Genomic DNA, 26,628 nt, shown 5'->3' with positions numbered 1-26,628 from the left:
GCGGAGAAAGAGGGATTCGAACCCNCCGGACCTGTTACAGTCAACAGTTTTCAAGACTGCCGCATTCGACCGCTCTGCCATTTCTCCAATATGTCGCTATCATTTCGTGATTGCGAGTGCAAATATAGTGCGCTTTTCCGATTATAAAAACTTTTTTCTGAGTTTTTTTAATATAATTTTCAAGTATCTAATTATCAGTATTTCCGAAACACGATTTTTTTGTAAATTAATCCAAATCGTCCAAAATCGGGGTCGGTTTTTTGTTCTCATCAACTGCAACAAAAGAAAAAGTTCCCGAAACTACCGTTTCGCGAAGCTCAGAATACATTTGTTCCATAAAAATATCAACATGGATTTTACAGCTGGTTCTTCCAACGCTGTCTACTTTTGCAACTAATTCGATTAAAGTACCGGCCGGAATTGCTTTTTTAAAGTCAATTTGTCCTGTAGATATTGTAACAACTTTTTTACGGCTAAAGCGTGTTGCGCAAATGAAAGCAACTTCATCCATTAAATGAAGTGCAGTTCCTCCAAATAAAGTGTCATAATGGTTAGTTGTGCTTGGAAAAACGGCTTTGAATATACGTGTCTCAGATTTCTGAATTCTTTCTTCTATTGTTCCCATATTAGTAATTAACGTATTCTGTAATTTCAAGTCCGTAACCAATCATACCAACACGTTTTGTTTGCTCTGTATTCGAAACTAATCTAATTTTAGAAATATCAATATCATGAAGGATTTGAGCGCCAATTCCGTAGTCTTTGCTGTCAATAATAACTTTTGGAGCTTTTAATGTTCCTTGCGATTGGAGTGATTTAAGTTCTGAAATTCTGTTTAAAAGATTTACGGCGGTCATATCTTGATTGATAAAAATAACAGCACCTTTTCCGTTTTCATTAATCACTTTAAACATGTCGTCTAATTGCTGTTCTGCATTATTAGTCAATGTTCCTAATAAATCATTATTTACCTGAGAAGAGTGGATTCTAGTTAATATAGGTTCTCCAGAACTCCATGTTCCTTTTGTTAATGCAATATGAATTTGTTTATTGGTAGTCTGCTCGTAAGCTCTCAAACGAAAAGTTCCAAAACGAGTTTCGATATCAAAATCTTCTTTTTTAACGATCAAACTATCGTGCTGCATTCTGTAAGCAACCAAATCTTCAATCGAAACTAATTTCAAATTAAATTTCTGCGCCACTTTTATCAATTCAGGTAAACGAGACATTGTTCCGTCTTCGTTTAAGATTTCACAGATTACACCAGCTGGTTTAAATCCTGCTAGACGGGCAAAATCAATTGCGGCTTCAGTATGGCCGGTTCTTCTTAAAACGCCACCTTGTTTAGCGATTAAAGGGAAAATATGACCAGGACGAGCTAAATCGTGAGGTTTTGTGTTAGGATCAACCAAAGCTTCAACTGTTTTAGAACGGTCGGCAGCCGAAATTCCAGTTGTTACTCCATTACCTTTTAAATCAACAGAAACTGTAAAAGCGGTTTCCATATGATCTGTATTGTTCGTAACCATGGCACGTAGATCTAATTCTTTACAACGGCTTTCTGTTAATGGTGTACAGATTAAACCGCGTCCGTGGGTAGCCATAAAATTGATCATTTCTGGAGTTATTTTTTCAGCTGCTGCTAAAAAATCACCTTCGTTTTCACGATCTTCATCATCGACTACAATGATTACTTTACCTTGACGAATATCTTCTATAGCTTCTTCAATGGTATTCAGTTGTATTTTTGTTGTTGACATAATTATTGTTGCTTTTGAGCGGGTGAGAACCGCTCAGAAATTTTCTGAAATAGTTGTGAAATTGGAGTTGTAATCGCATCAAAATTAATTAATCCGTTGTCGTTTGTTGCTCTATAAGTCAAAAGAACTGCTAACGGCAATAAAATAAATGACGACATCCATGATCCCATAAAAGGAGTCATACCACCCTCTTGTGATAATCTTTTTCCGAAAGTATTGATAAAGTGAAAAGTAATAAAGATTAAAACGGCAAAAACAATTGGAAGCCCAAGTCCGCCTTTTCTAATAATAGCACCGAGGGGAGCTCCAATAAAAAACATTAAAAAACAAGCAAAGGCAATAACAAACTTTTCGTAAAAAGCACTTAAATGTTTGTTGATTTCACGTTGTTTGTCCTTTAAATCTTTTTGAGTAGTTTCTATCGAATAAATATTACTTGTAACAGTGCTTGCAGCCATTTTTAAAATGTCTACTTGGTCTTTGTTAGAATACATTGATATAAGATCGTTAGGAAGTTGTTTTTTCTTAAAATCTTTTTTTACTGCTACTGGAGGAGCTTTTCTAATTCCGACACGCTGATTAATATTCTCTGAAAAAGAAATAATTTCGTTGTCTAAGTTTTTGTTTAATGAATCTAATGTGTATCGTAATTCATTAACATTCAACATTGCATTTGTACCAGCGATACTTTCCTTGCTGTCATCCACTTTGTTTAATTCCGATAAATCTATGTTGATGATCTGTTTTTTGAACTTTCCTTTTATAAAAGGAAGTTTAGCGCGATCTTCGTATTTTTTTGGAGTGACATCTTGATAATAATAACCATCATTTAAAATCAGTTTTAAAATACTAGACTGCTCGCTGCTTACCAGTTCGCCGGTTTTAGATTTTATAACTGTTTTGTTTTCGCCCATGTTATTAGGCTTTTCATGAATGGTTACTCCTGTAAGATGATTTCCGTTTTCGCCTGTTTTTTTATTAACCTTAATATTATAGAAGCCAACATCGTTAAACTGACCCTCAGCAATCGCCATTGCAGGTTTAGCTTGTGCTATATTTTTTCTAAAGTTGACAAATTTATATTCAGCGTAAGGAATAACATTATTGGCAAACCAAAATGCTACAATACTTAAAACGAAAATAAAAATAATTAAGACTCGCATCGCTCTCTGCAGCGAAATCCCTGATGATTTCATTGCAGCAAACTCATAGTTTTCGGCTAAGTTTCCGAAAGTCATAATAGAGGCCAATAAAACCGATAAGGGTAAAACCAGTGGTATAATACGAGGCATAGAAAAAAGCAGGAATTTCACAACCAATATTAAGTCGAGATCTTTACCTGCTAGTTCTGATATAAATAGCCATACTGTTTGAAGTATGAATATGAAAAATAAGATTACAAATACCGTAGTAAATGTAAGTAAGAATGTTTTTAATAAGTATTTGTCTAGAATTTTCAACCTTCTGATTAATCTAATTTATTGATGTAGTATTTCGGATATTTACTCGCTACAAAGGTAAATTGATTTTTTGATAAAGGCTGATTGGTTTTAAAAGAATTAACGGTTAAAGTTGTTTTTGTTCCGTTTTTTCCAGTTTCAATCAAATTATAGATGTGTTTTGTCTGAACATCAATACCTAAAAGAATTTCTTTTCTTTGGTCTTTTCCAGTAGTTGGTACTAGTTTAATGTATTGAATTTTTCTTCCTTTTACGTTTTGTACAATATCCATATTGTATTTATAACCAGAATTAAAGAAAGTAAGCATTTTTGAAGGAGTGATAGCATTATCATCTTTCTCGTTCACTTTAGAAACTGTAACTTCTTCGTCTTCAGGAACAATAGTGTATGTTTTTTGTCCGTCAAAAATTTTAGTAACCCCCATGAAATTTAATACATATTGGTTGCCTTTCATGGTAACATTTCCTTTACTATCTTGATTGATATTTTCTTTGGCATTGTTCAAAGAGTATTTAAAATCAATAACAATATTATTGTAGCTTTTTATTTTAGAAGTTACTTCGTTCAATAAATCTTTAGCTTTTTTATCTTGAGCCTGAACAGAAGTGAAGCTCAAAAGCAATATAACTGCCATTTGAAAACATCTTTTGGTCATGTTTGTGATAGAATTGTTGTTGATTTCTTGAATTTTTGCTTTCATGATTGGATTAATTTTGTTCATTGTTAAAAAATTGATCAAGAGCATTTAAATCTAAGATGTTTACACTGCGTGCTTTACTGCCTTCGAACGGACCAACGATTCCTGCTGCTTCCAGCTGATCGATCAAACGACCGGCTCTGTTGTATCCTAATTTTAATTTTCGCTGCAATAAAGAAGCTGAACCCTGCTGTGCATTGACAATAATCTCTGCCGCTTCTCTAAATAAAGTATCTCTTTCAGAAATATCTATATCAAGATTAATGCCACTTTCTTCTCCAACAAACTCAGGAAGCAAATAAGCTGTAGCATATGCTTTCTGGCCTCCAATAAAATCTGTAATTTTTTCAACTTCTGGAGTATCTATAAAGGCACATTGTACACGTACTACATCATTTCCATTGGTATATAATAAATCTCCACGTCCAATTAACTGATCGGCTCCTTGGGTATCAAGAATTGTTCGCGAGTCAATTTTAGAAGTTACCCTAAAAGCAATTCTCGCTGGGAAATTGGCTTTAATTAAACCTGTAATAACGTTTACAGATGGTCTTTGTGTTGCAATAATTAAGTGAATTCCAATCGCACGGGCTAATTGTGCTAAACGGGCAATAGGAATTTCGACTTCTTTTCCTGCTGTCATAATCAAATCGGCGAACTCATCGACAACCAGAACGATGTAAGGTAAAAATCGGTGGCCAGCTTCTGGATTCAATTTTCTGGATTTGAATTTTTCGTTGTACTCTTTAATATTACGAACCATCGCATCTTTTAGTAAAGAATAACGATTGTCCATTTCCACACAAAGTGAATTTAAAGTATTTACAACTTTTGCATTATCTGTAATGATAGCATCTTCTGTGTCTGGAAGTTTGGCTAGATAATGTCTTTCTATTTTATTGAAAAGAGTAAGCTCTACTTTTTTCGGATCGACCAAAACAAATTTTACCTCTGCAGGATGTTTTTTGTATAATAATGAAGTTAAAACCGCATTTAATCCAACAGATTTTCCTTGTCCCGTTGCTCCAGCCATCAATAAGTGAGGCATTTTGGCTAAATCGACAACAAAAGTTTCATTCGAAATGGTTTTTCCTAAAGCAATTGGCAGTTCCATTTCAGCTTCTTGGAACTTCGCTGCTCCAATAACACTTTTCATAGAAACCATAGTTGGGTTTTTGTTCGGAACCTCAATACCAATCGTTCCTTTTCCTGGAATTGGCGCAATAATACGAATTCCTAATGCAGATAATGATAAGGCAATGTCATCTTCTAAACTCTTAATTTTAGAAATTCTAATTCCTGCTTCAGGTACAATTTCGTATAAAGTTACCGATGGTCCAACGGTTGCTTTAATCTGCGCAATTTCAATTTTGTAATTACGAAGTGTATCTACAATTTTGTTTTTATTTTCTTCTAATTCCTCTTGATTAATTGTAATTCCGCCAGTCGAATATTCTTTTAATAAATCGATGGTTGGGAATTTGTAATTGGATAAATCCAAAGTTGGGTCAAATAATCCAAAATCGGCAACTAGGCGAGAAGCTAAGTTTTCTTCAATAATATCTTCTTCTTCCGCTTTTTCAATTACAAACGCTTCATCGGGAGAAACCAGCGGTAATTCCTGTTTTGGAGTAATTGGTTTTAAAATCGGATTCAATTCAATTTCAGAAGAGTGCGAAATAGTTGGTTTCAGTGCTTCTTTGTTGATTTCAAATTGAGAATCGACAGTTTTGATATGAATATCATCTAAATCAGGATCTTTTTCTGGTTCTTCAACGGCAAATTCTTCTAAATTATAAGCGCTTTCTGGCTGTTGAACAGCAGGTTTTAAAGCATCTAATTCTGATTTGAATTCTTTTTTAGTAGAATCAAAATACGATTGAATTTTTTCTGGAGATAATTTGATTTTGAAAATCAAATATACAATTAACCCAAAAAGGAGTGTAAGCAAAGTACCAGTTTTCCCGATATAATCTTGCAGGAATAAATTTAGTTCGTAACCAATTGTACCACCTAATTCTGGTGCAGAAGTAGCAAAGAAACCAAATAAAATAGAAACAACTATGATAGCAAAAATATCCCAAAACCAAGTATTTTTTAGTTTTTGGGTAGAAAGTTCTAATGCTAAAAACATTCCAGTAAGGAAAAATAAACGTACAAGAATGAAAGAGGCGATTCCGAAACCTTTGTAAATAATCAAATCTGCTAAAAAAGCTCCAAATTTTCCGAGCCAGTTCTCAGCAACTTCTGTACGGTCGCCAAGCTGGTCTACAACACTTTGATCATTCTGCCATTGTCCATTAACATAAAAAGAAATAAATGCCACTAATAGTGCAATAGAAAAAAGAACCAAAAGACATCCTAAAACAAATTTTTGTTGTTTAGATATCTTAAAAGATCTTTTATTTCCTTCCTGTTTGTCGTTTTTTTTATCTACAGTTTCTTTTTTGCTAGTTTTTGCCATTCTTGCGTTTCCCTTTGCCTAAATAAATTTTGGAATATAAATAATCAAGCCTATTGCTATTGCAGTCATTGCAGCAAAAAATACTGCTCCTGCAGCAATATCTTTGATAAAACCGATTCGTTTGCTATAATCGGGATGGATAAAATCGGCAATTTTTTCAACTGCCGTATTTAATCCTTCGATTGCTAAAACTAAACCGATGGCTAGTGTCTGGCACAGCCATTCGGTTTGTGAAATATGAAAATAGAACCCAGCAATGGTCATGATAATTCCCAAAGAGAATTGAACCATAATGCTGTGTTCTGTTTTAATTAATTTTACAGCTCCATTAAAAGCATACGTCATGCTTTTTAAACGACCTGTAACAAAAGTATTATCTTTTTGAAACTCCATTTAAGGGAAAATATTATAGTGCTGCTAAAGCTGCTTCGTAATTAGGTTCGTTTGCAATTTCAGCAACTTGTTCTGTGTGAACGATTTTTCCATCAGCATCAACAACAATAATTGCTCTTGAATGTAAACCAGCTAAAGGTCCGTCAACGATTTCTAAACCATTTGCTTTTCCAAAATCACCAGTTTTAAAATCAGATAAGTTTACAACATTTTCTAAACCTTCAGCACCACAAAAACGTTTTTGAGCGAAAGGTAAATCTCTAGAAATACATAAAACAGTAGTATTCTCTAATCCGCTTGCACTTTCGTTGAATTTTCTAACAGATGCAGCACAAGTTCCTGTGTCAACACTTGGAAAAATGTTTAAAACTAATTTTTTACCAGCGAAGTTACTTAATGAAGCAACAGATAAGTCATTTTGAACTAATTTGAAGTCAGCTAATTGTGATCCAACTGCTGGTAACTCGCCTGATGTATGAACTGGATTTCCTCCTAATGTGATAGATGCCATGATTTTTGTTTAAAATTAATGAGGCTCAAAAGTAAGGATTAATATTTGAATCTAAAAGTATTTGTTAGGGGTTTAAGGAGAGATTAAGGAGGTGAATTTTTATCTTGCTTTTCGCATAGATTGAACGCCGATGACACGGATTTGCTTACGCAAAAACGCGGATCTAAACGGATTTTTTTCTTTTTACTATTAAGTAGGAAACAACAAAATTCGTTTANAAAAAAAAGCGTCTCTAAAATAGAAACGCTTTCTCAGTCATGTTTTTTTTTGTTTTTTGAGATATAGAGGCCGATTTATTTATCGATAGAACCTAAAACACGTTTCATGAACGTATTTAGAGCTTCTTTTTTATCTGTTCCTTGAGCAACCAATTTTTGTACTTCAAGGGCACCGTACATATTCGAAATCAATTCGCCGATTACATCCAATTCTTCGTCTTTAAGAGAAGGAATTTCAGTCATCGCTTCCAAAACTTCGATCGTTTCGATAATATAATCTTGATCGTTTTCTTCGATAAATTGCGTTAAATGCTTTATTACGGGTAATTTCATAATTTTAGACTTCTTAGATTTTTAGACATTCTTAGACTCCTTAGACTTTTTTAAAGTTTGTAGACAACTTCTAAGAAGTCTAAAAATCTAAGCCAGTCTAACTAATCTAAATTTAAGCAATTGCGTTAACTAAATCGATTAAAACTTCTTGTTTGTTGGTTTGAGTTTCGCCAACTAATTGTCCGTTTACGAAAGTTGCAAATGTAGGCAGGTTGCTCACATTAGCTAATTTTCTTGATTCTGGAGAGTTTTCTGCATCAACCAAAACAAAAGTGATAGCTTCATTTTCTGTTGCTAATTTTTTGAATTTTGGTTTCATAATACGGCAATTTCCACACCATGAAGCTGAATATTGTACTACTACTTTTTCGTTTTTAGCAACTAAATCTGCTAACGTATCTTCATTTAAGTCGATTAACATAGTTTTTTATTTTAAGACACTAAGTTGCTAAGGTTCTAAGATGCTAAGTTTGCTCTCGAACCGAATAACTTTGTGTGGATTTATTTGATTTTTTTTAAGTCGTTGAGATTCTAAGATCTAAGTTTAATCTTAGAATCTCTTGACTTTTATTGTAGAATTGTATTTAAGATTCAAAAGTTAAGTTAAAAAACTTAGCATCTTAGAACCTTAGTATCTTAGCAGCTTAATTAGCGCTTAAGTATTCAGCAGTACTAACTCTGTCTGCAGACATAGCTTCTTTACCAGCTTCCCAGTTTGCAGGACAAACTTCACCTTTAGTTTGAATGTGTGTGTAAGCGTCAACCATTCTTAAGTATTCGTTTACGTTACGTCCTAATGGCATATCGTTTACACTTTCGTGGAAGATTTTTCCAGTTTCGTCAATAAGGTAAGTAGCTCTGTAAGTTACGTTTGAACCTTCGATGATAACTGAATCAGTATCTTCGCTGTAGCTTGTAGATTCGATATCAAGAATACCTAAAATGTTAGCTAAGTTACGGTTTGTATCAGCTAAAATTGGGTAAGTAACACCTTCGATTCCACCATTGTTTTTTGGAGTATTTAACCAAGCAAAGTGAACTTCGTTTGTGTCACAAGAAGCACCAATTACGATAGTATTTCTTTGCTCAAATTCTGGTAATGCAGCTTGAAAGGCGTGTAATTCAGTTGGACATACAAAAGTAAAATCTTTTGGGTACCAAAATAAAAGTACTTTTTTATTGTTGTTTACTGCTTCTTCAAAAATGTTGATTTTTAAATTGTCACCCATTTCTGAGATAGCATCTACTGCAATACTTGGGAATTTTTTTCCTACTAAAGACATATTTTTCGTTTTACGTTAAAAATTTATTTCTGGTGCAAAAGTAGGGCATAAGTACAGGTACTTACAATAAGAAGTGATTATTAATATTTATAAGTTGATAGTATTTGGTTATTGCTAGATGTAAGTTATTGGATATCAATATTTACAGGAAGAGTCCCATTGCAGGGAATATTTTCTAAAAATTGATTTCCTGCAATTTTTTGAAATTCATCAAAATCCTGATAGGACTGAATCAGCCCTGAAGCCTTTTTTAGATTCGGAATTATGGGCAAAACGTAGGGATTTCCGAAAACATAAACGATACATTTTTTGGTTTGAAGCAAATCTGAAAGCAGCGCTAAAACTTCATCGTCAATTTCAAAATTGTTCATAGGTTTTGCCTTTGGAACAAATAATGAAATAATAATCGTTTCGAAATTTTCAAGTTCTTTTTTGATAAATGAAATATCAGAAACTTCTAAATTTTCAAAAGCAAATTCTGGTGAAGGTAATTTTGAATTTAAAGTTTTGAAAAAAGTATTTTCAGTATTTTTATATAAACTTAATTTCGCTAATTGATTCTTTTTCTGTGCTTCAAATGCTAATTCTGTATTTGAATTATCTATAATTTTTGTAATTGAGTTTGCTGCAATTTCAAGATTTAATTTTGATGCACTTTCGAAATTTAATTCACCAGCAGTAAAATTGTTTTCAGAAAGAATTCCTGCCTTTTCTTTTGCTTTCATGATTCGGTTGAAGCTTTCTTCTATTCTTTCTGGCGAAGCATTTTTTAAGATTTCTTCAATTCCTTCTGGAACATTTTCGGCGAAGCATAAAACATCATTTCCAGCGTTAAAAGCTTCCCATTCTAAATGTCCTTTTGTTTCATATAATTTTGAAACGCTGTGCATATTTAAAGCATCAGAAATTACTAAACCATCATAGCCTAATTTATCACGCAAAAGATCTTGAATAACAGCTTTTGATAATGTTGCAGATGTGTCTTTTCCATCATTTAAACTCGGAACCGCCAAATGACCAATCATAATCGAATCAACATTATTTTCAATTCCCTTAATGAATGGATACAATTCGTTTTCTAATAATTCTTCCAAGGTTTCTTTTAAAACCGGAAGTCCTAAATGCGAATCAACATTGGTGTTTCCGTGTCCAGGAAAATGTTTAAGGCAACCTAGAACGCCAACTTCTGACATTCCCTTTAAATATTCAACTGCAAAATTGGCTACTTTTTCTTTGTTTTCACCAAAAGAACGATAACCAATAACAGGATTATTTGGATTATTATTGATGTCTGCCAAAGGCGATAAATTATATTGAATTCCAGCAGCTTTTAAATCTAAACCAATTTGTTTTCCAACTTCGTAAATTAAATTTGATTTATTTTCAGGCAATGCACCAAGCGTAATGGCATACGGATATTGAGGTGTTTTTTCAATTCGCATTGCCAATCCCCATTCTGCATCAATACTGATTAAAAGCGGGGTAGAAGCCGCTTTTTGGTAACGAACAATTAAGGCTTTAATTTTTTCGTAACTGTCATCGTTAAATACAACTTTCTTTTTACTTTCATAGTTTGTTGCAGCGCTTGCACGACTGTGAAAAAAGGTTAATCCGCCAATATTGTGTTCTTTAATAAGGCGTTCGGTTTCCTGAATGTTTTCTTCTGTGTCGTTGATAAAAACAGCAGGAAAAAAGAATTGTCCCACTTTTTGTCGTAATGCTTGAGCTGTCATTTTCATTATTATAAAGTCTTTTTCATACAGACGCTATTATCCATCTTTTCATAAGGCGGATAATTTGGAATTATGCTGTAATTTAATTTTTGATATAAGTTAATCGCTTCCGGCTGATTTTTGCCAGTTTCAAGAATGGTGTAAGTGTAACCAACTTCCTTTGCCCAGATTTCTAATGCTGCTAAAACAGCAGATGCAATTCCTTTTTTTCTGTGATCAGGACGAACGTACATTCTTTTGATTTCTGTTGTTCCTGGTTCTTTTTCTCGAAAAGCGCCACAGCCAACAGGAATTCCGTTTTCGTAATAAACAATCGTATGTTTTATTTTATCGGTTTTATTAAACTGATTGTAAAACGCATGATCTTCTCCGTCTCTAATCGCTAAATCCTGATCTAATAAAACAACCAGATTTATAAAATCAATATCGTCTGAGTTTGTTCGTTTTAAGGTAATCATGATTTTGTGTAAAAAAGTAATTTTATTTCAATTTCGCTTTCTTTTGTTTAGCCAATTGTTTTTGGGTTTCAAGAGCTTTTTCCAATCTATTTTTAAAACGGAAAAGCTTTGGCAGTCCTTCAAGTCGGTCTTCAATGGTAATTTCTTCGTAAACGATAATGGCTTTTTCTAAAACTCGAATTTCATTTTCCAGATCATTTTGGTTTTTGTAGATTGTTGCTAATCGATCGTACGGGTGATTTCCTTTAAAACCTTCTGCGACATTTTCTTCATACAATTCAATTGCTTTGTCAAGATCTCCGGTTTTTTCGAACTCAGCTCCTTTCAGATTGCGTTCGGCCTGCAAATTTTCATTGATTTCCATATATAAAAGTTTGATTTGGGATTAAACTTCTTGTGTTTTCTTCCCAAAATCTTTCGGGAAAATTAAAAAACGTGATAAAATAAGACCTGGAATTGTGGCAATGAAAACCCAAATAAAGAAGTTTTGATAGCCTAAATATTGTTGTATAAAACCGCTTAACATTCCTGGAAGCATCATTCCTAATGCCATAAAACCAGTTGCAATTGCATAATGTGCGGTTTTTGATTCTCCTTCGGCAACATTAATCAAAAACATCATAAAAGCTGTAAATCCGAAACCGTAACCAAATTGCTCTACAATAACAACGGCATAAATATAATAAATAGATGATGGGTGAAAAAATGCTAATAAAATAAATCCAATTATTGGTAAATGCATTGCTAAAAACATGGGAAGCATCCATTTCGTAAGACCTTGTTTTGAGATTGCGATTCCTCCCAGAATTCCTCCTAAAGTCAAAGCGCCAACGCCAAAGGTTCCGTAAATTATTCCAACAGCTTCAGTATCCAATCCCATTCCGCCTAATTCTTTACCGTCCAATAAAAATGGGCTTAACATCTTTAGTAATTGTGATTCTCCTAATCTGAAAACCAAAATAAAAGCTAAGATCAATCCGATTTGTTTTTTCTTGAAGAAGCTGGTAAATACAGTTGCAAAGTTTTGATGGTTATGAGTTTCCTTATTTTGAGTTGTATTAATTTCGTTTTTTGGAGTAAAGATGAAATTATAAACTGTGATAAAAGTCATTAGTAAACCAACTGCAATCATAGTATAGGACCAAGCTTTTGTATTGTCGCCGTATTTGTGCTCCAAATATCCAGCAAATAATACAACCAAACCATTTCCTGCGAGCATAGAAAGTCTGTAAAAAGTACTTCTGATTCCGATAAAAAACGATTGTTTGTCTTCTGGTAAAACTAATAGATAAAAGCCGTCGCTCGCAATATCGTTTGAGGCAGAAGCAAAAGCAGCTACCCAAAATATAGACAATGACATTATGAAAAAGCCGTTGAGCGGAATTATAAATCCGACCAGCAAAAATGCGATTGAAATTAATAACTGCATTGCTAAAAACCATTTTCTTTTGGTTCCAACTAATTCAATTAGCGGACTCCAAAGTGGTTTTATTACCCAAGGAAGATATAATAAACTGGTGTAAACTCCAATGTCTTCATTTGAAATTCCCAGATTTTTGTACATAATTACCGAAACCGAAATAATTATGGCGTATGGTAATCCAGAAGCAAAATTAAGAAGCGGAATCCAAAACCACGGTTTATTATCTATTTTCATTTGGCTGAGCTGGTATATAGTTTTTAAATGGTTTTTTTAGATCTATTGCTGTTGGTGTACTTTCGTTAGCGTAATAATCAATAAAAGTGACTGCACATGCTTTGAAAAGATTTAGTTTTCCGGCAGCAATTGAGAAAGTAATTGTTCCATCAACTTCTTTTACAGTTACTTTTTCGACAATTTTTGTGGCGTCATTAATATCGATTTTCGAAACGTGGTCGCTTCCGTAAACTACCATATAACGAACTTTGGTATTCAGCGGACTTTTGAAGGTAAAAGTATAACGAATACTGTCTTTGTTGTATTCAATTGCTCTTGGTGTGTCAATAATTACATGTCGTAAATTAGGAACAGCAGCAGGAAGTGCTGGATATTTATATTGATTTTCTTCTAAATGACGAACGACATCAAAATTCTTATTAATGAACCATTTTGAACTAAAATAGGCACTTCCCGAAACATTTTTAAAACTTCTCGCAAAGTCAATCTGCGTTGGAATTTCGTTCATAAAATTCCAGTTTTTGTCGCCGTCAGCTCTAATTTTGTATGATGCATGTCCGATGTAAACTGCCGTATTATTAGAATTTTCTGCCCACCATTTTACTAATTTTGAATAAGATGCTCTCGGATTATTCATACTCCAATACAATTGAGGCAGGATATAATCAATCCATTTTTGATCCATCCACAAAAGCGGATCAGCATATAAATCGTCGTAATTTGATGTTGATTGTGTCTCAGAGCCTCTTGGATCCTGCGATTTATTTCGCCAAACCCCAAACGGACTAATTCCGAATTGAACCCAAGGTTTGCTGGCTTTTATAGTAGTTGAAATGGTATGTACAAAGTTGCTCACATTTGCGCGGCGCCAATCGGCAAGGCTTAAACCTGCGCCGTATTTTTTATAAGAAGCGGTGTCGTTAAAAACTTTTCCAGGAACGGCATACGGATAAAAATAATCATCAAAATGAATCGCGTCAATATCATATTTATCAACAACTTCTTTTACCACTTTAGTCAAATGATCTTGAACTTCAGGCAAAGCAGGATCATAGTAATATTTCCCGCCATATTCGATCATCCATTCTGGGTGTTTAAAAACATCATGTCCTGGACTTAAAAGATTTTTGTTTAAATCGAAAGTGGCACGGTATGGATTTAACCAAGCGTGAAATTCAAATCCTCTAGCGTGAGCCTGCTCGATCATCCATGCTAATGCATCATAATAAGGGTTTGGAGCAAGGCCTTCTTTTCCAGTTAAAAAACGAGACCATGGCGCCAGTTCTGAAGGATAAATAGCATCACCAACACTTCTAACCTGAACAATTACAGCATTGTAGTTCAGTTTTTTGTAAGCCTCTAAAATTTCAAGATAATCAGCTTTTTCTTTTTCTACGTTATCTATACTTGTTTTTGGCCAATCGATATTTACAACGGTTGCGATCCATACACCTCTAAATTCATTTTTTGGGTGCATTGTGTTTTCCTGCGCTTGAGAAATCGTCGAAAAGAAAAATATAGATAGGATAGAGAATATTAAATACTGATTTTTATGCATTTCAATGTTTTTTAACAGAAACCAAAAATAGTTTTTTTAGGTGATATAAGAAATTTAAATTTTGCAATAATAATTACGGTTTTTCTTTAGAAATTTAGACTTTAAAAATAATCTTCTTTTTATAAAAATACCACAATACGCAACTCCATAATAAGATGTAAATTACAGAATATGTTAAGGACGAAAGCATTTGATTTTCAAACAGCGGACTAATCCAAAAATTATAAGCATAATCTCTAACGTTTATTTGTTCGGAAATATTTTCTGGGTCTTGAATTTTAATCATTGTTAAGGCGCGCGGTAAAATTCCAGAAACAAAAAACACAATCATCGGATTAACGCCCCAAGTCAGTAAAAAAGTCGTCCATTTTTTATAACCTCGAACATCTATTATGTAATAAATTAGTGAAAGCAATAATAAGGCCAAACCTGCAGTGAATAAAACATAAGAACTTGTCCAGATGGATTTATTTATAGGAAAAACCAATGACCACAGCAAGCCGAGAAAAATTAATACCAAGCTAATTCCAGCCATAATTTTATTGATTTTTATTTTCGGCATAGGCTGCATTAAAAGCTGGCCGATTAATAAACCAATTAAACCGTTTCCAATTACTGGCAAAGTGCTTAATAAACCTTCTGGATCCCAAGTCTTGGTTTCGATATACATATGGTTTTCGAGTAAAACGCTGTCTAACCAAGAAGCTAAATTTGTTCCAACTTCTAAATTCGGATGTCCAACACCCGGAACTGGAACCAGTGTCATTAAAGCCCAATATCCTAATAAAATTGAAGCACTCAAAATAATTTGAGTTTTGATATTTGTTTTTAAATAGATAAGAGAAACAAAAAAGTATACAATTCCAATTCGCTGTAAAACACCGAGTAATCTAATTTTGGCAAAATTTTCATTTCCGCTGTAGGCCAGACCTATCAAAATCACAAAAATGATAACTGCAAGAATATTTTTTGTTTTAGGATTGAAATCGCCAATTAATGCATAACCAACTAAAAAAGTGAAAAATAAACGAATGCATAAAAGTGTAATTCCAGGCTGTAATCCCATGAAATGAATCGAATAGAAATAGCTTAAAAATAGTCCTAAACAAAAAATGCGTAAAGATCGCGTGATTACTTTAGTGATATTTTCAGCATTGTCTTTTTTAACTGGCATAGCCAAAGGAACTGCGATCCCCACAATAAAAATGAAAAACGGAAACACTAAATCTGCAAGGGTACAGCCATTCCATTTTGCGTGGTCTAAAATCGGGTAAACATAACTCCAGCTTCCGGGATTGTTCACTAAAGTCATTAATAAAACAGTCAGTCCTCTTAAAACATCAACTGAAATTATACGGTCTTTCATTGTTTGTGGTTTTGTGGTTAGATTGGGTTGTTAGTATTTTTAATCGGGCATTGAAATTTTTCCCATAGTTACTGATGGAATTTTTACAGAATTGAATTTGAAATCTCCACCTGCAACAGTTTCGTTGGCTAAAATGGCAAACAAAATTGCTTCTTTTGCATCGCTGTTAATTCCTAAATCATTGCTTTTGAAGAAAGAACACGGCAATAATTCTTTTAACCACTGCACTAATAAAGGATTATTTGCACCTCCGCCTGACATATAAATTTTAAAATCCTCAATTTTATGAGAACTATTTTTGACAGCAAATTGAATTGCTTCGGCAATAGTTTCGGCGCTAAATCGCGTTAGGGTTGCTAATAAATCTTCAATAGAAATAGTTGTATTCCCGCTCTTTTCCAGATTTTTATTGACATATTCGTACCCAAAAAGTTCCTGGCCAATTGTTTTTGGAAAATCTTTTTTGAAGAAATCATTGTCTTTTAAATGCTCCAAAAGCGATTGGTTTACAATTCCTTTTTTGGCTGTCTCCGCATCTTTATCATAACTTTTTTCTGGAAAATGACGCTTTACAAAAAGATCAATTAAAGTATTTCCTGGTCCTGTATCTGTTACAAAAGTGTCTTCTGTAGTTATGGCAGCTGGTAAATAAGTGAAATTGGCAATACCGCCGATATTGAGCATAATTCTGTTTTCGCCTTCTTTTCCGAATAAAAAATAATCGCCATAAACGGCCAAAGGCGCGCCTTCGCCTCCTGCGGCAACGTGTTTCTGCCTAAAATCAGATAACGTAATAATTCCTGTTTTTGCAGCAATATGATCGCCGTCGCCAATTTGTAAAGTAGCATTTGGAAACTTTTCCTGCTGATGTAAAAATTTAGGCGCATGCAAAACGGTTTGTCCGTGCGAAGCAATTAAATCAACTTCTGCAGCAGCAATATTCCATTTCTTTAAACTGGTATTAATCATCTCTGCATGAAGAATTCCGATCCATTCGTTGAGTAAAACCAAATGCTGAAAATCAATATTTTTTTGAGCAAAAACTTTACGAATTTCTGTTTTGATTTCGTCTGAGTAATCAACCGTTTCAAATTCAATCAGTTTAACTTCTGTAGTAACACCAGATCCTGAAATTTCACACAAGGCAATATCAAGTCCATCGAGAGAAGTTCCCGACATCAGCCCAATAATTCGTCTCGTTTCTTTTTGGGCAATTTGATAAAGTGCTTTAATATTTTTGTTCATAAAAGTTCATTTAAAATGCTGCTAAAGTTAAACAGTTGGAAGCATTAATTCTAACACATAGAAACATAGATTTTATTAACTTTATAAAAAGTCCTTTCACTCAAAATAAAGCACACGGCTCTATGTGTTTAATAAAATCTAAGTTATTTTAGTATAGATTCATAAATTATTTTCTGAATATCTTCACGAATTTTTTCTTTGGCTAATTTATTTCCTTCTTCGCCAATTTCGGGATAAGTCCTGTTTGATAAAAACACATAAACCGTTTCATTTTCTGGATCAACCCAAGCCATATTTCCTGTAAAACCCGTGTGTCCAAAACTTGAAGCAGAAGCGCATTGACAAGTCGGGCCGTCTTTTCCTAATCTTTTATCAAAACCTAAACCTCTTTCTACGCCTTGTGCACAGTAAAAACAAGTATTAAAAGTATCAAATGTTGCCTCAGAAAAATAACGTTCGCCGCCGTAACTTCCTTTTTGGAGAAAAAGCTGCATCATTTTAGCCACGTCCATTGCATTCGAAAAAACTCCTGCGTGACCAGCAACACCGCCTTCCATTGCAGCCGCCATATCATGCACATAACCCTGAATAAGCTGATGTCTGAAATACGTATCAATTTCGGTTGGAGCAATTTCATTTTTATCAAATCGAAGCAACGGATTGTATGTTGTATAATTCATTCCGATAGAATTGAAAAAGTTCTTTTGGCTTAAATCTTCCAATTTTTGATGCGTTACTCTTTCTAGATATTCTTTTAAAATGATAAAAGTAAAATCGCTGTATTTGTATTCTTTTTTAAGCGAAATAGGAGAGTCGGCAATAAATTTCATGATTGTGTCGTGGTAATCATTTCGAATGAAAAGACTGTCGGCTACTTTGGTCGTGAAATTTTTCTCTGGAATTTTTCTGTAATATTTCTCCAAAGGATAACCTTTCGCATCAATTGTCGATTTGTAAAACGGACTCCAGGCAATAAGTCCTGCATAATGATTTAAAAGATCTTTAAACGAAATATCTTGTTTGTTTGATTTTGCAAACAAAGGCAGCATTGTACCTAATTTTGTTTCTAAGGTAACTTTGTTTTTATCATACAACTGCATCACATTTGGCAGTGTCGAAATCATTTTTGAAATCGAAGCAACATCATACAAATCGGTATTTGAAACTTTTACGTCTTTATTATATGTATGATATCCGTACGATTTCTGGAAAACAACATTTCCTTTTCTGGCCACTAAAACCTGCATTCCCGGCGCCATTTTGCCATCAATTGCTTTTTGGGCAATGGCATCAATTTTAGAAAGAATGACAGAACTCATTCCGAGATTTTCTGGCGTATCAAAACCTAAACGATCTATTTTCTCCGTATTAATTCCAGCATTAACTTTGAAATTTTCGTTTATAGAAACTGGCAGTTTTCCTTTTGCTTCTTTCGCTCCAAACAAAATTTCAGCAGAAACAATTTGAGAAATGTTTGAATTTTGATACGAAACCACCAATCCTTCCATATCATCAAAATTCTGGATTGGAAGTAATGTGTAAGGTTTTGCAAAAATGTCGAGAATAACTTTATTGTTTTCGGCGATTTTGTTTAGAAAAAACAACTCGTTTGAACTGAAATCTTGTTTTTCCCAAGCTTTATTCACTTTGTGATAACTCACAATTACCAAATCGTATTTTTTTAACTCTTCGTTTAAAGCATCAATATCGGTATTGGAAACCTCTGTAATATTGGTATACTTTTTTAAAGCCGTAATAAAATCGCTGTTTAAATCTTCTCCCAATTTTACGTAAGCGATTTTTTGTTCCAGATCTTTAATTGGAAGAATCTCTTTTTCATTTTTTAAAATCGTAACGGCATTTTCATACAAAGTATATTGAAGTGCGTCTTTATCAGGGCTGTTCAAATCTTTTTGCAGATTATTCAAATCAATTGGTTTGTATTTATTTAAACCAGCTTTGAATTTATAATGCAGTATTTTTTTTACCGAATGCGCCAGACGCTCCTCTGTTATTTTTCCTTCAGAAAAAAAAGTTTTTAATTTTTCTAAAGCCGCTGGAACATCATCAGGACAAAGGAAAATATCATTTCCAGCTTCTAAAACGGCCAATTCCAGATCACCGACACCTTTAAAATTACTCGCGCCTTTCATACCTAAACCATCCGTAAAAATCAGACCTTCAAAGCCTAATTGTTTTTGAAGCAGGTCTGTAACCACATTATAAGAAGCAGAGGAAGGAATATTTTCTTTCGGTTCTAAACTCGGAATATTAAGATGCGCGACCATAACCGAAGCCAGACCTTCATCAAAAAGCTGTTTGTAAGGATATAATTCGACTTCATCCATATGTTCTTTGGTAAAAGAAACTGTTGGAAGTGCTTTATGAGAATCGACAGCCGTGTCGCCATGACCCGGAAAATGTTTTCCTGTGCACAAAACACCTTGACTTTGAATACCTTTCATTAGTGCAGTCGCGCGGTTGGCAACGTTTGTTTTGCTTTCGCCGAAAGAACGATTTCCGATAATAGGATTTAACGGATTGGTATTGATGTCTAAAACAGGAGCAAAATTGAAATGAATTCCCATTCTTTTGCATTCGATTCCCATATTTCGGCCGACTTTTTCGATTAAATCCAAATCCTGAATGGCGCCCAAAGTCATGTTCCAAGGATAAGCGTAAGTCGAATCTAAACGCATGCTTAATCCCCATTCGGCATCAAGTCCAATAAATAAGGGAATTTTGGCTTTCGCCTGATATTCGTTAGTCAATTTAGCCTGACGAACTGGTCCGCCTTGAAAGAAAATAAGACCGCCGACTTTATAATTGGCAACTAAATCTTTTATTTTATTTACGTGAACAGAATCTTTATTGGAATAAGCCGAAACAAAAAACAACTGCCCTAATTTTTCGTCCAAAGTCATTTTGCTGTAAATGCTGTCTGTCCAGCGATTTTCGGCATCAGAATCTTGAAGGAAATGTTTTTTCTCGGCTTGAGTTTTGGGTATATAAACTTCTTTATTTTCGGTAGAAACAGGCTTATTTGTTTCAACCGCAGTTTTACTTTTTTTAGAAACACCACAATTGATGATAAAAAAAAGCATTATTGTAAACAAGCCTATTTTGATAATAGCATTTTTCATGAAATAGTTTTTGGGCAATTAAAAAGAGATTCTTTCTGAGGTGCGTTTACTGGTAAAATAAATTCCGATATAAGTGAATAAGCCGTTGATTATGATTAATTCATTATCAAATGTATAACCGAATAATTGAGCCGAATTTTCGCTTAAAAAATATGTCAGTATCGGCGAAATAATACAGATTATCGGGATCAATTTGTCGTTTACTAATCTTGATTTTTGTAATAATCCAAAAGCATATAATCCTAATAACGGGCCGTAAGTGTAAGATGCGGCTCGGAAAATCAAAGCCACAACAGAGGCATCGTTAAAGGAATTCAGCACAATAATTACGAGAAAAAGTAATATGGAAAATCCGAAATGTACCCAATGTCTTGTTTTTACATTTTTGTTATTTCCTAAATTTTCAGATTTATCCATTCCGAGAAAGTCCACACAAAAAGAAGTTGTAAGTGCCGTTAACGCAGAATCGGTTGTAGCAAAAGTCGCGGCGATAATTCCTAACAGGAAAACAAACGCTGGAACAATTGACAAATGATTTAAGGCAATTTCTGGAAAAAGTAAATCGGTTCTTGGTTTTCCTGTTGCTAAATCTAGCGGAATCGCAACGCCATTTTTATCGGCATAGATATAAAGTAATGCGCCTAAACTCAAAAATATAATATTGATTAAAACGAAAATTCCTGTAAAAGTGAACATGTTTTTTTGCGCTTCGCCGATGTTTTTACAGCTCAGGTTTTTTTGCATTAAATCCTGATCCAGTCCAACCATTGCGATCGTAACAAACATTCCTCCTAAAATTTGTTTTACAAAGTGATATTTGCTCGTAAAGAAATCATCAAAGAAAAAAATCTTTGAATAATTGCTTTTTTGAATGGTTGAAACAGACTCAAGAACAGTCAGGTTAAGACTGTCACAAACAAAATAAATGGTTATAAACACGGAACTAACTAAAAAAAACGTCTGTAAAGTATCGGTAATAATAATGGTTTTTAAACCGCTTCTAAACGTATATAAAAATATAAGTGCCAGCGCTAAAAGCACGGTAACCGGAAACGGAATATTAAAATCATTAAAAACATATCGCTGTAAAACAATAACAACCAAATACAATCTAAAAGCGGAACTAATTGTTCTGCTGACTAAAAATATAGAAGCTGCAGTTTTATAACTTCGGACTCCCATTCTTTGCTCGATATAACTGTAAATCGAAGTCAGATTCATTCTGTAATAGAGCGGCAGCAGGACTTTTGCAATGATGACAAACCCAATCGCATTTCCTAAAACAAACTGGAAATATTTGAACTGTTCTCCGTTTGGTGAACCTACTTCGCCAGGTACAGAAATAAACGTTACGCCCGAAAGCGCAGTTCCAATCATACCAAAAGCAACTAAATACCATTTAGAATTTTTATTTGCTTTGAAAAAAGAATCATTGTCTTGTCCTTTCTTACTGATTATGTTTGAAATAAAAAGCAAAAGACCAAAGTAAACAAAGATGAAAATGAGAATGGTGGTAGAAGACATTTGGTTTTGGATTTAGAAATTATATTATTTTTTGCTGTTATGATCCAGCAGCACAGCGCGTACACTTTTATGTTTATGCAGTAATTCTTCGGCTAAATCATATTCAATTTCCAGTTCTTCCATAATCATTTTGATGCCTCGTTTAACCAGTTTTTCATTCGATAACTGCATGTCAACCATTTTGTTGCCTTTTACTTTTCCAAGCTTAATCATAACCGAAGTCGAGATCATATTCAGCGTCAGTTTTTGTGCTGTTCCTGCTTTCATTCTTGTACTTCCAGTTAAAAATTCAGGTCCCACAATTAATTCAATTGGATGATCTGCTTCTTGGGCAATAAGTCCATTGCTGATGCAGGAAATACTTCCAGTTTTGATATTATGTTCTTTAGCCTTTTTCAAAGCACCCAGAACATAAGGCGTATTTCCAGAAGCCGCAATTCCGATAATAAAATCCAGACTTGAAATCTCAAATTTAGCTAAATCTTTCCACGCTTGTTCGGTATCATCTTCGGCATTTTCTACCGCTTTTCTAATCGCAGTATCGCCGCCCGCAATAATTCCGATAATCATATCGTGTGGAACACCAAATGTTGGCGGACATTCCGATGCATCTAAAATTCCGATACGGCCAGAAGTTCCAGCACCGATATAAAATAATCGTCCGCCAAGCTGCATTTTTTTTACGATTGCTTTAACCAGTTTTTCAATTTTAGGAATTTGTCCTTCAATGATATGCGGTACTTTTTTGTCTTCTGTATTAATGTTCGTCAAAAGTTCTTTCACGCTCATTTGATCCAAATCTTTGTATAAAGATTCTTGTTCAGTTTCAGGATTTTTATTTTTCATTTTTCTTTTTTTTTTGATTTTGAAGCCCTTCTTTTTTCTAATTTCAAGCTTCAATATTTTGCATTAGTAGTCTCTATTTTATTAAAAAATAGTTTGATTTGGGGAAATTTAGGGATGTAAAAATGTTTTTTTTTAATAAAGCAGATAAGCTTTTCTCATCGTTTTAAAATCTTCTAAACATTTTTTCCAGCTGTCTCGAATATCTTTTTCAGAAACTCCAGCTTCGATTTGCTGCTGCAGTTTTTTTGTGCCGGCCAATTTGGTAAAAAACGGAATAAAAAATTTCGATTTATCAGTGGTGTTTTGATATGCTTTTAGAAGCCATTTTAATTCTAATTGATTCACTTTTGGTGCTTTAGAAAGATCTTCGCCATAACATTCTTTTCCGTTATAAACAGGATCTTTGGCTCCAAAATTTGGTTTTGGCGTAAATTTAAAATTCGTTTTGGTTAAATAAGGAGAACCATAAATCTGGAATTGCTTTTCTGTTCCTCGCCCGAGGCTCACATTGGTTCCTTCAAACAAACATAAACTGGCATATAAATTTATTGCCTGATCGTTTGGAAGATTTGGTGAAGGTTTTACAGGTAGACTGTACGGCATGTCTCTTTTGTAATTGGTGCACGAAATTACAGTTAGTTTGCATTGTACGCCATTTTTGAGCCATTTTTCGCCATTAATCATTTGGCCATATTCACCAATTGTCATTCCGTGTAAAATTGGAATTGCGTGCATACCCACAAAACTGGTAAATTCTTTTTCCAAAATAGGTCCGTCAACAATGCTTCCGTTTGGGTTTGGACGATCTAAAATAATTAACGGAATATTGTTTTCTGCGCAGGCTTCCATTACATAATGAAGTGAAGAAATGTAGGTGTAAAATCTAGCTCCAACATCTTGTAAGTCAAAAACTAAAACATCAATTCCAGCTAATTGTTCTTTTTTAGGTTTTCTGTTTTCTCCATAAAGTGAAACAATAGAAAGTCCAGTTTTGGCATCTTTTCCGTCAACAACATGTTCGCCTGCATCGGCAGTTCCTCTAAAGCCATGTTCTGGTGCAAAGATGGTTTGGATGTTTATTTTTTTCTCTAATAAAAAATCAACCAAATGTTTTTTATTGGATAAAATTCCAGTTTGATTGGTTACAATCCCAACTTTTTTATCTTTTAGTAAAGGAATATATTTCTCGAAATTATCAGCTCCTGTTTTAATTTCATTACTGCTATCATTGATTTTATTTTCAATTATTTCGGTTGATGAATTGGCATTCGATGCATTTGAAATGATTAAAAATAAAATAAAAGTGATTTTTTTAAAGGATTGAAACATAAGACAAAAGTTTAAATTACAATTAAAATTACGTTTAATAAAGGACAAAAAACTAAATTGGGTAATTAAATCGAACCACTTTAATCAGAAAGTAGTTCGATTTTTTAGCTTATTTATTTGTTATAAAAGTAACAGACGGAGCATTTGATGTTGCCGTTGGCAGTCCACCGATAATTCCTCTGCAATAAATCGTATACACTCGTCCTGCTCTAGGAATAAAAGCGGTACTTGCCGGTGAGTTGGCAAGATTGGCAATTGTTGTTCCTGTAGTTGTTCCTGGAACATTTGTTGGAGAACCAGCCACACGAACCTGCAATTGATATCCTCTGGTATCTTTTGGATCTTGAGGCTCAATCGGGATGTATTTTTCGTCACCGCCTTTAAAAGTCACATTTCTATAAGTGTAAACTTCTTTTGTAGTCACAGGCGTTGCGCCAGAGATTGAAGTTTCTTTTAGTAATCCTAAATCATAGCCTGCTGGAGCAGAATTGCTGATGACATTTATAAAACGAATGTAAGCCTTAGTTGGGTCTAAATCTGCTACCGATAAATCGTCATTTAACTGATAAAGAGAATACACTGGAGGCGTAACAGAAGGCGGAGTTGACAGCAGGAAACTAGTATAATATTTTCCTGTTTCGGTAACAATATTTCCGTCATAAATAGTAACTGCTGGAGTTGCAGGAGTTACAATACTCAAAGGCTGTGTTCCAGGTTTCATCAAAACATAATTGATGGGAACTGGATACTGCGCACCATAACTCATGCCAATTGGAACTCCAGTTGAAACGCCGACAGCAGAGATTTTTTCTGCTCCTGTAAAGTAATTGATTTGAAAATTAGTTCCGTTTGGACCTACAGCCGCATGAACAAATTTTACGTTAGAAGCATTTGCTATTCCATCCTTAGTTTGATAAGGAGTTTGATCGTTCTCGTCACCGCAGGATGTAAACGCAAGTACTCCAAAAACGGGAATGATTAACTTTTTAAAATGGTTAAATATATTTTTCATCTGATTCTATTTTTAGTTTAAAATTACGGTTGAGAAAACCACATTTCTTGTGTGTGATAATCTACTTTATCGGCTCCGATCGCTTTTAAAGCATCAAAATTCCAAACATATTCTGAGTTGAATCTCGGACGAACTCTGTATGGTAATTTTCCATTGTTGTCAACAAATATTCCTCCGTTTGGTGTTAAATTCATTGATTTGTAAATGTCAGTATTATAGTGATATTTACGTAAATCTGTCCAAGTTTCTAACATTCCATAACCAAATAAAGCTACATATTTTTGAAGCATAATCTGGCTGATAGTTAAGTCTGCAGCCGCTGGAACAATATTGACATTCGTTAAAAATGCTGTTTTCTCTGCAGCTGTAATTGTTGAGGTAATAGGGAAAGTTGTGCTTACAACCGTATTTGCATTTACAAAATCAATATTGGCGTCAATTGCTTTTCTGTAAGCATCTAAAGCCATCGCTTTGTCTCCTTTAATAAATGCAGCTTCTGCTTTAATAAATTGAATTTCAGAATACGTCATCAAAGGAAAATTCGCTTTATCTCTAAAAAGATATCTACCTGGAGTTGTAATAGTTCCTGCAGCATAGGTTCCGTAAATATTTGGGATTCTGCTTACGTTTGTTGCAACAGTTGAAGCCGTAGTATTCAGTGGATTTCCATTAAAAGTATACTTGCTCGGATCTGGATTTGCAGCAGAAGCCGGGGCAGTTTCAGAAAGACCTACAGATGGCGCTAAAACTCTAGAAATTCTAGGATCTTTTACGTTTCCAAAAAGAGTTCCGTCCATTGTTCGTACTGCAAAATCAGTTTGACGGTAGGTGTTGAAATTATTTCTTCCAGGACCGTAAAAATTGATGTCTGCAGCTACTGTTCCGTTGTATCGAATTAAAGCATTGTCTGCGTTTGAAGCCAATGATTTATCGCAGTATTCGATAACTTTATCTGGATTGTAAGAAGCTTTATTAATTTGATTATTTAGGTTTCTAGCCAAAACTCCGTACGCAAATTTCACCCATTTAGAGCGGTCGCCGCCGTACATTTTGTCGCCTGAAGCCGTGTAAGTCTGCGAAACATTTCCATCTGTACGATCTAAATCGACTAAACCTTCGTTTAATAAACGAACAACTTCAGCATAAACTTTATCCTGAGAAACATAGTCAAAAGAAAGACGTGAAGTGAAAACCTGATCAAAATCAATTAATTCTGAATGATAATCTGTTGCAACCTGCCAAGACCAAGCTCTGATAACTTTTGAAATTCCAGTAATATCATGACGCTGCTCTGCAACGGCCTTTTCTTGTAATTTGGTTAAGTTTAAACCAATAGCAAAATACGCCATTTTCCAGATTTCACCGCCTGTATCGCTGTTTGCCTGATATCCAAAACGATCCCATTCGCTTCCTACTGCACCAACCGTAGCAATACTGAAATTTTGAATGTATCGTCCTAGACAACGGTTGTCAAATTGCAGTCCAACAGCCATTTGTTGTTCGATTGGCGGTAGTAAAGCTGGAGCAGAAACATCAACAGGAAAACTAGGATTCACGTTTATATCCTCTAAATCATTGCAAGAAATCATTGTGGTTACAAGACCTAATGCGGCTATATATGTTTTTATATTTTTCAT

The 26,628-nt window shown here is 34.2% G+C and carries 23 protein-coding genes and 1 tRNA gene; all 24 read right to left on the bottom strand.

What is annotated here, in order from left to right; translation table 11 throughout:
- Position 1: 1 nt before the first annotated feature.
- The 24 genes from ASE40_RS20610 to ASE40_RS20495 all read right to left on the bottom strand — a co-directional run bounded on the left by ASE40_RS20610 (position 2) and on the right by ASE40_RS20495 (position 26,628).
- Positions 2-87: transfer RNA gene (locus tag ASE40_RS20610), tRNA-Ser, on the bottom strand.
- Positions 88-226: 139 nt separating this feature from the next.
- Complete coding sequence (locus ASE40_RS20605; protein WP_057119338.1) at positions 227-625, bottom strand: acyl-CoA thioesterase; 399 nt, start codon at positions 623-625, stop codon at positions 227-229.
- Between the two features lies 1 nt (position 626).
- Positions 627-1,760 carry a 3,4-dihydroxy-2-butanone-4-phosphate synthase gene (gene ribB / locus ASE40_RS20600; protein WP_057119336.1) on the bottom strand — a complete coding sequence of 378 codons (1,134 nt, stop codon included), beginning with the start codon at positions 1,758-1,760 and terminating at the stop codon, positions 627-629.
- 2 nt (positions 1,761-1,762) lie between these two features.
- Positions 1,763-3,220, bottom strand: a complete 1,458-nt coding sequence (locus ASE40_RS20595; protein WP_057119335.1) for an LptF/LptG family permease — start codon at positions 3,218-3,220, stop codon at positions 1,763-1,765.
- Positions 3,221-3,228: 8 nt separating this feature from the next.
- On the bottom strand, positions 3,229-3,921 hold the full coding sequence (locus tag ASE40_RS20590) for a LolA family protein (RefSeq protein ID WP_082586858.1): 693 nt from the start codon (positions 3,919-3,921) through the stop codon (positions 3,229-3,231).
- Positions 3,922-3,928: 7 nt separating this feature from the next.
- Complete coding sequence (locus tag ASE40_RS20585) at positions 3,929-6,382, bottom strand: FtsK/SpoIIIE family DNA translocase (RefSeq protein ID WP_057119334.1); 2,454 nt, start codon at positions 6,380-6,382, stop codon at positions 3,929-3,931.
- A gap of 18 nt (positions 6,383-6,400) precedes the next feature.
- The gene (locus tag ASE40_RS20580) at positions 6,401-6,775 is read right to left on the bottom strand and encodes a diacylglycerol kinase family protein (RefSeq protein ID WP_057119332.1); all 375 of its coding nucleotides are present in this window, start codon (positions 6,773-6,775) and stop codon (positions 6,401-6,403) included.
- A gap of 13 nt (positions 6,776-6,788) precedes the next feature.
- Positions 6,789-7,286, bottom strand: a complete 498-nt coding sequence (gene tpx, locus ASE40_RS20575; protein ID WP_057119330.1) for a thiol peroxidase — start codon at positions 7,284-7,286, stop codon at positions 6,789-6,791.
- Between the two features lie 293 nt (positions 7,287-7,579).
- Positions 7,580-7,837: a DUF6952 family protein gene (locus tag ASE40_RS20570; protein WP_008462029.1), complete on the bottom strand. Its 258-nt coding sequence runs from the start codon at positions 7,835-7,837 to the stop codon at positions 7,580-7,582.
- 112 nt (positions 7,838-7,949) lie between these two features.
- Positions 7,950-8,258: a thioredoxin family protein gene (locus ASE40_RS20565; protein ID WP_007805605.1), complete on the bottom strand. Its 309-nt coding sequence runs from the start codon at positions 8,256-8,258 to the stop codon at positions 7,950-7,952.
- A 223-nt stretch (positions 8,259-8,481) separates the two neighbouring features.
- A complete protein-coding gene (locus ASE40_RS20560; protein WP_057119327.1) occupies positions 8,482-9,120 on the bottom strand; it encodes a peroxiredoxin in 639 nt (212 codons plus the stop codon).
- A gap of 125 nt (positions 9,121-9,245) precedes the next feature.
- A complete protein-coding gene (locus ASE40_RS20555; protein ID WP_410503488.1) occupies positions 9,246-10,853 on the bottom strand; it encodes a glycoside hydrolase family 3 protein in 1,608 nt (535 codons plus the stop codon).
- A gap of 8 nt (positions 10,854-10,861) precedes the next feature.
- A complete protein-coding gene (locus tag ASE40_RS20550; RefSeq protein WP_057119322.1) occupies positions 10,862-11,311 on the bottom strand; it encodes a GNAT family N-acetyltransferase in 450 nt (149 codons plus the stop codon).
- A gap of 22 nt (positions 11,312-11,333) precedes the next feature.
- A complete protein-coding gene (locus tag ASE40_RS20545) occupies positions 11,334-11,675 on the bottom strand; it encodes a hypothetical protein (RefSeq protein ID WP_057119320.1) in 342 nt (113 codons plus the stop codon).
- A gap of 21 nt (positions 11,676-11,696) precedes the next feature.
- On the bottom strand, positions 11,697-12,968 hold the full coding sequence (locus ASE40_RS20540) for an MFS transporter (RefSeq protein WP_057119318.1): 1,272 nt from the start codon (positions 12,966-12,968) through the stop codon (positions 11,697-11,699).
- Positions 12,955-14,526 (bottom strand): glycoside hydrolase family 10 protein, encoded by a 1,572-nt coding sequence (locus tag ASE40_RS20535; protein WP_057119316.1) that lies wholly within the window; start codon positions 14,524-14,526, stop codon positions 12,955-12,957. Before ASE40_RS20535 ends, ASE40_RS20540 begins: the two co-directional genes overlap by 14 nt.
- A 94-nt stretch (positions 14,527-14,620) precedes the next feature.
- On the bottom strand, positions 14,621-15,892 hold the full coding sequence (locus tag ASE40_RS20530) for an acyltransferase family protein (protein WP_057119314.1): 1,272 nt from the start codon (positions 15,890-15,892) through the stop codon (positions 14,621-14,623).
- A gap of 39 nt (positions 15,893-15,931) precedes the next feature.
- Positions 15,932-17,137, bottom strand: coding sequence for an anhydro-N-acetylmuramic acid kinase (locus tag ASE40_RS20525; protein WP_057119312.1), 1,206 nt, complete (start codon positions 17,135-17,137; stop codon positions 15,932-15,934).
- Positions 17,138-17,280: 143 nt separating this feature from the next.
- Complete coding sequence (locus ASE40_RS20520; RefSeq protein ID WP_057119310.1) at positions 17,281-20,280, bottom strand: glycoside hydrolase family 3 N-terminal domain-containing protein; 3,000 nt, start codon at positions 20,278-20,280, stop codon at positions 17,281-17,283.
- Between the two features lie 18 nt (positions 20,281-20,298).
- Entirely contained in the window at positions 20,299-21,804 is a 1,506-nt protein-coding gene (locus tag ASE40_RS20515) for a sodium:solute symporter (protein ID WP_057119309.1), read from the bottom strand.
- Positions 21,805-21,828: 24 nt separating this feature from the next.
- A complete protein-coding gene (gene murQ, locus ASE40_RS20510) occupies positions 21,829-22,650 on the bottom strand; it encodes an N-acetylmuramic acid 6-phosphate etherase (protein WP_057119877.1) in 822 nt (273 codons plus the stop codon).
- A gap of 132 nt (positions 22,651-22,782) precedes the next feature.
- A complete protein-coding gene (locus tag ASE40_RS20505; protein WP_057119308.1) occupies positions 22,783-23,979 on the bottom strand; it encodes an exo-beta-N-acetylmuramidase NamZ domain-containing protein in 1,197 nt (398 codons plus the stop codon).
- A 109-nt stretch (positions 23,980-24,088) separates the two neighbouring features.
- Positions 24,089-24,991, bottom strand: coding sequence for a DUF4397 domain-containing protein (locus ASE40_RS20500; protein WP_057119307.1), 903 nt, complete (start codon positions 24,989-24,991; stop codon positions 24,089-24,091).
- A 23-nt stretch (positions 24,992-25,014) separates the two neighbouring features.
- Complete coding sequence (locus tag ASE40_RS20495) at positions 25,015-26,628, bottom strand: SusD/RagB family nutrient-binding outer membrane lipoprotein (RefSeq protein ID WP_057119305.1); 1,614 nt, start codon at positions 26,626-26,628, stop codon at positions 25,015-25,017.

This window comes from Flavobacterium sp. Root935 (assembly GCF_001429295.1).
Taxonomy (GTDB): domain Bacteria; phylum Bacteroidota; class Bacteroidia; order Flavobacteriales; family Flavobacteriaceae; genus Flavobacterium.
Note: the sequence above shows the minus strand (reverse complement) of the source record. Positions and strands in the feature narration are given on the sequence as shown.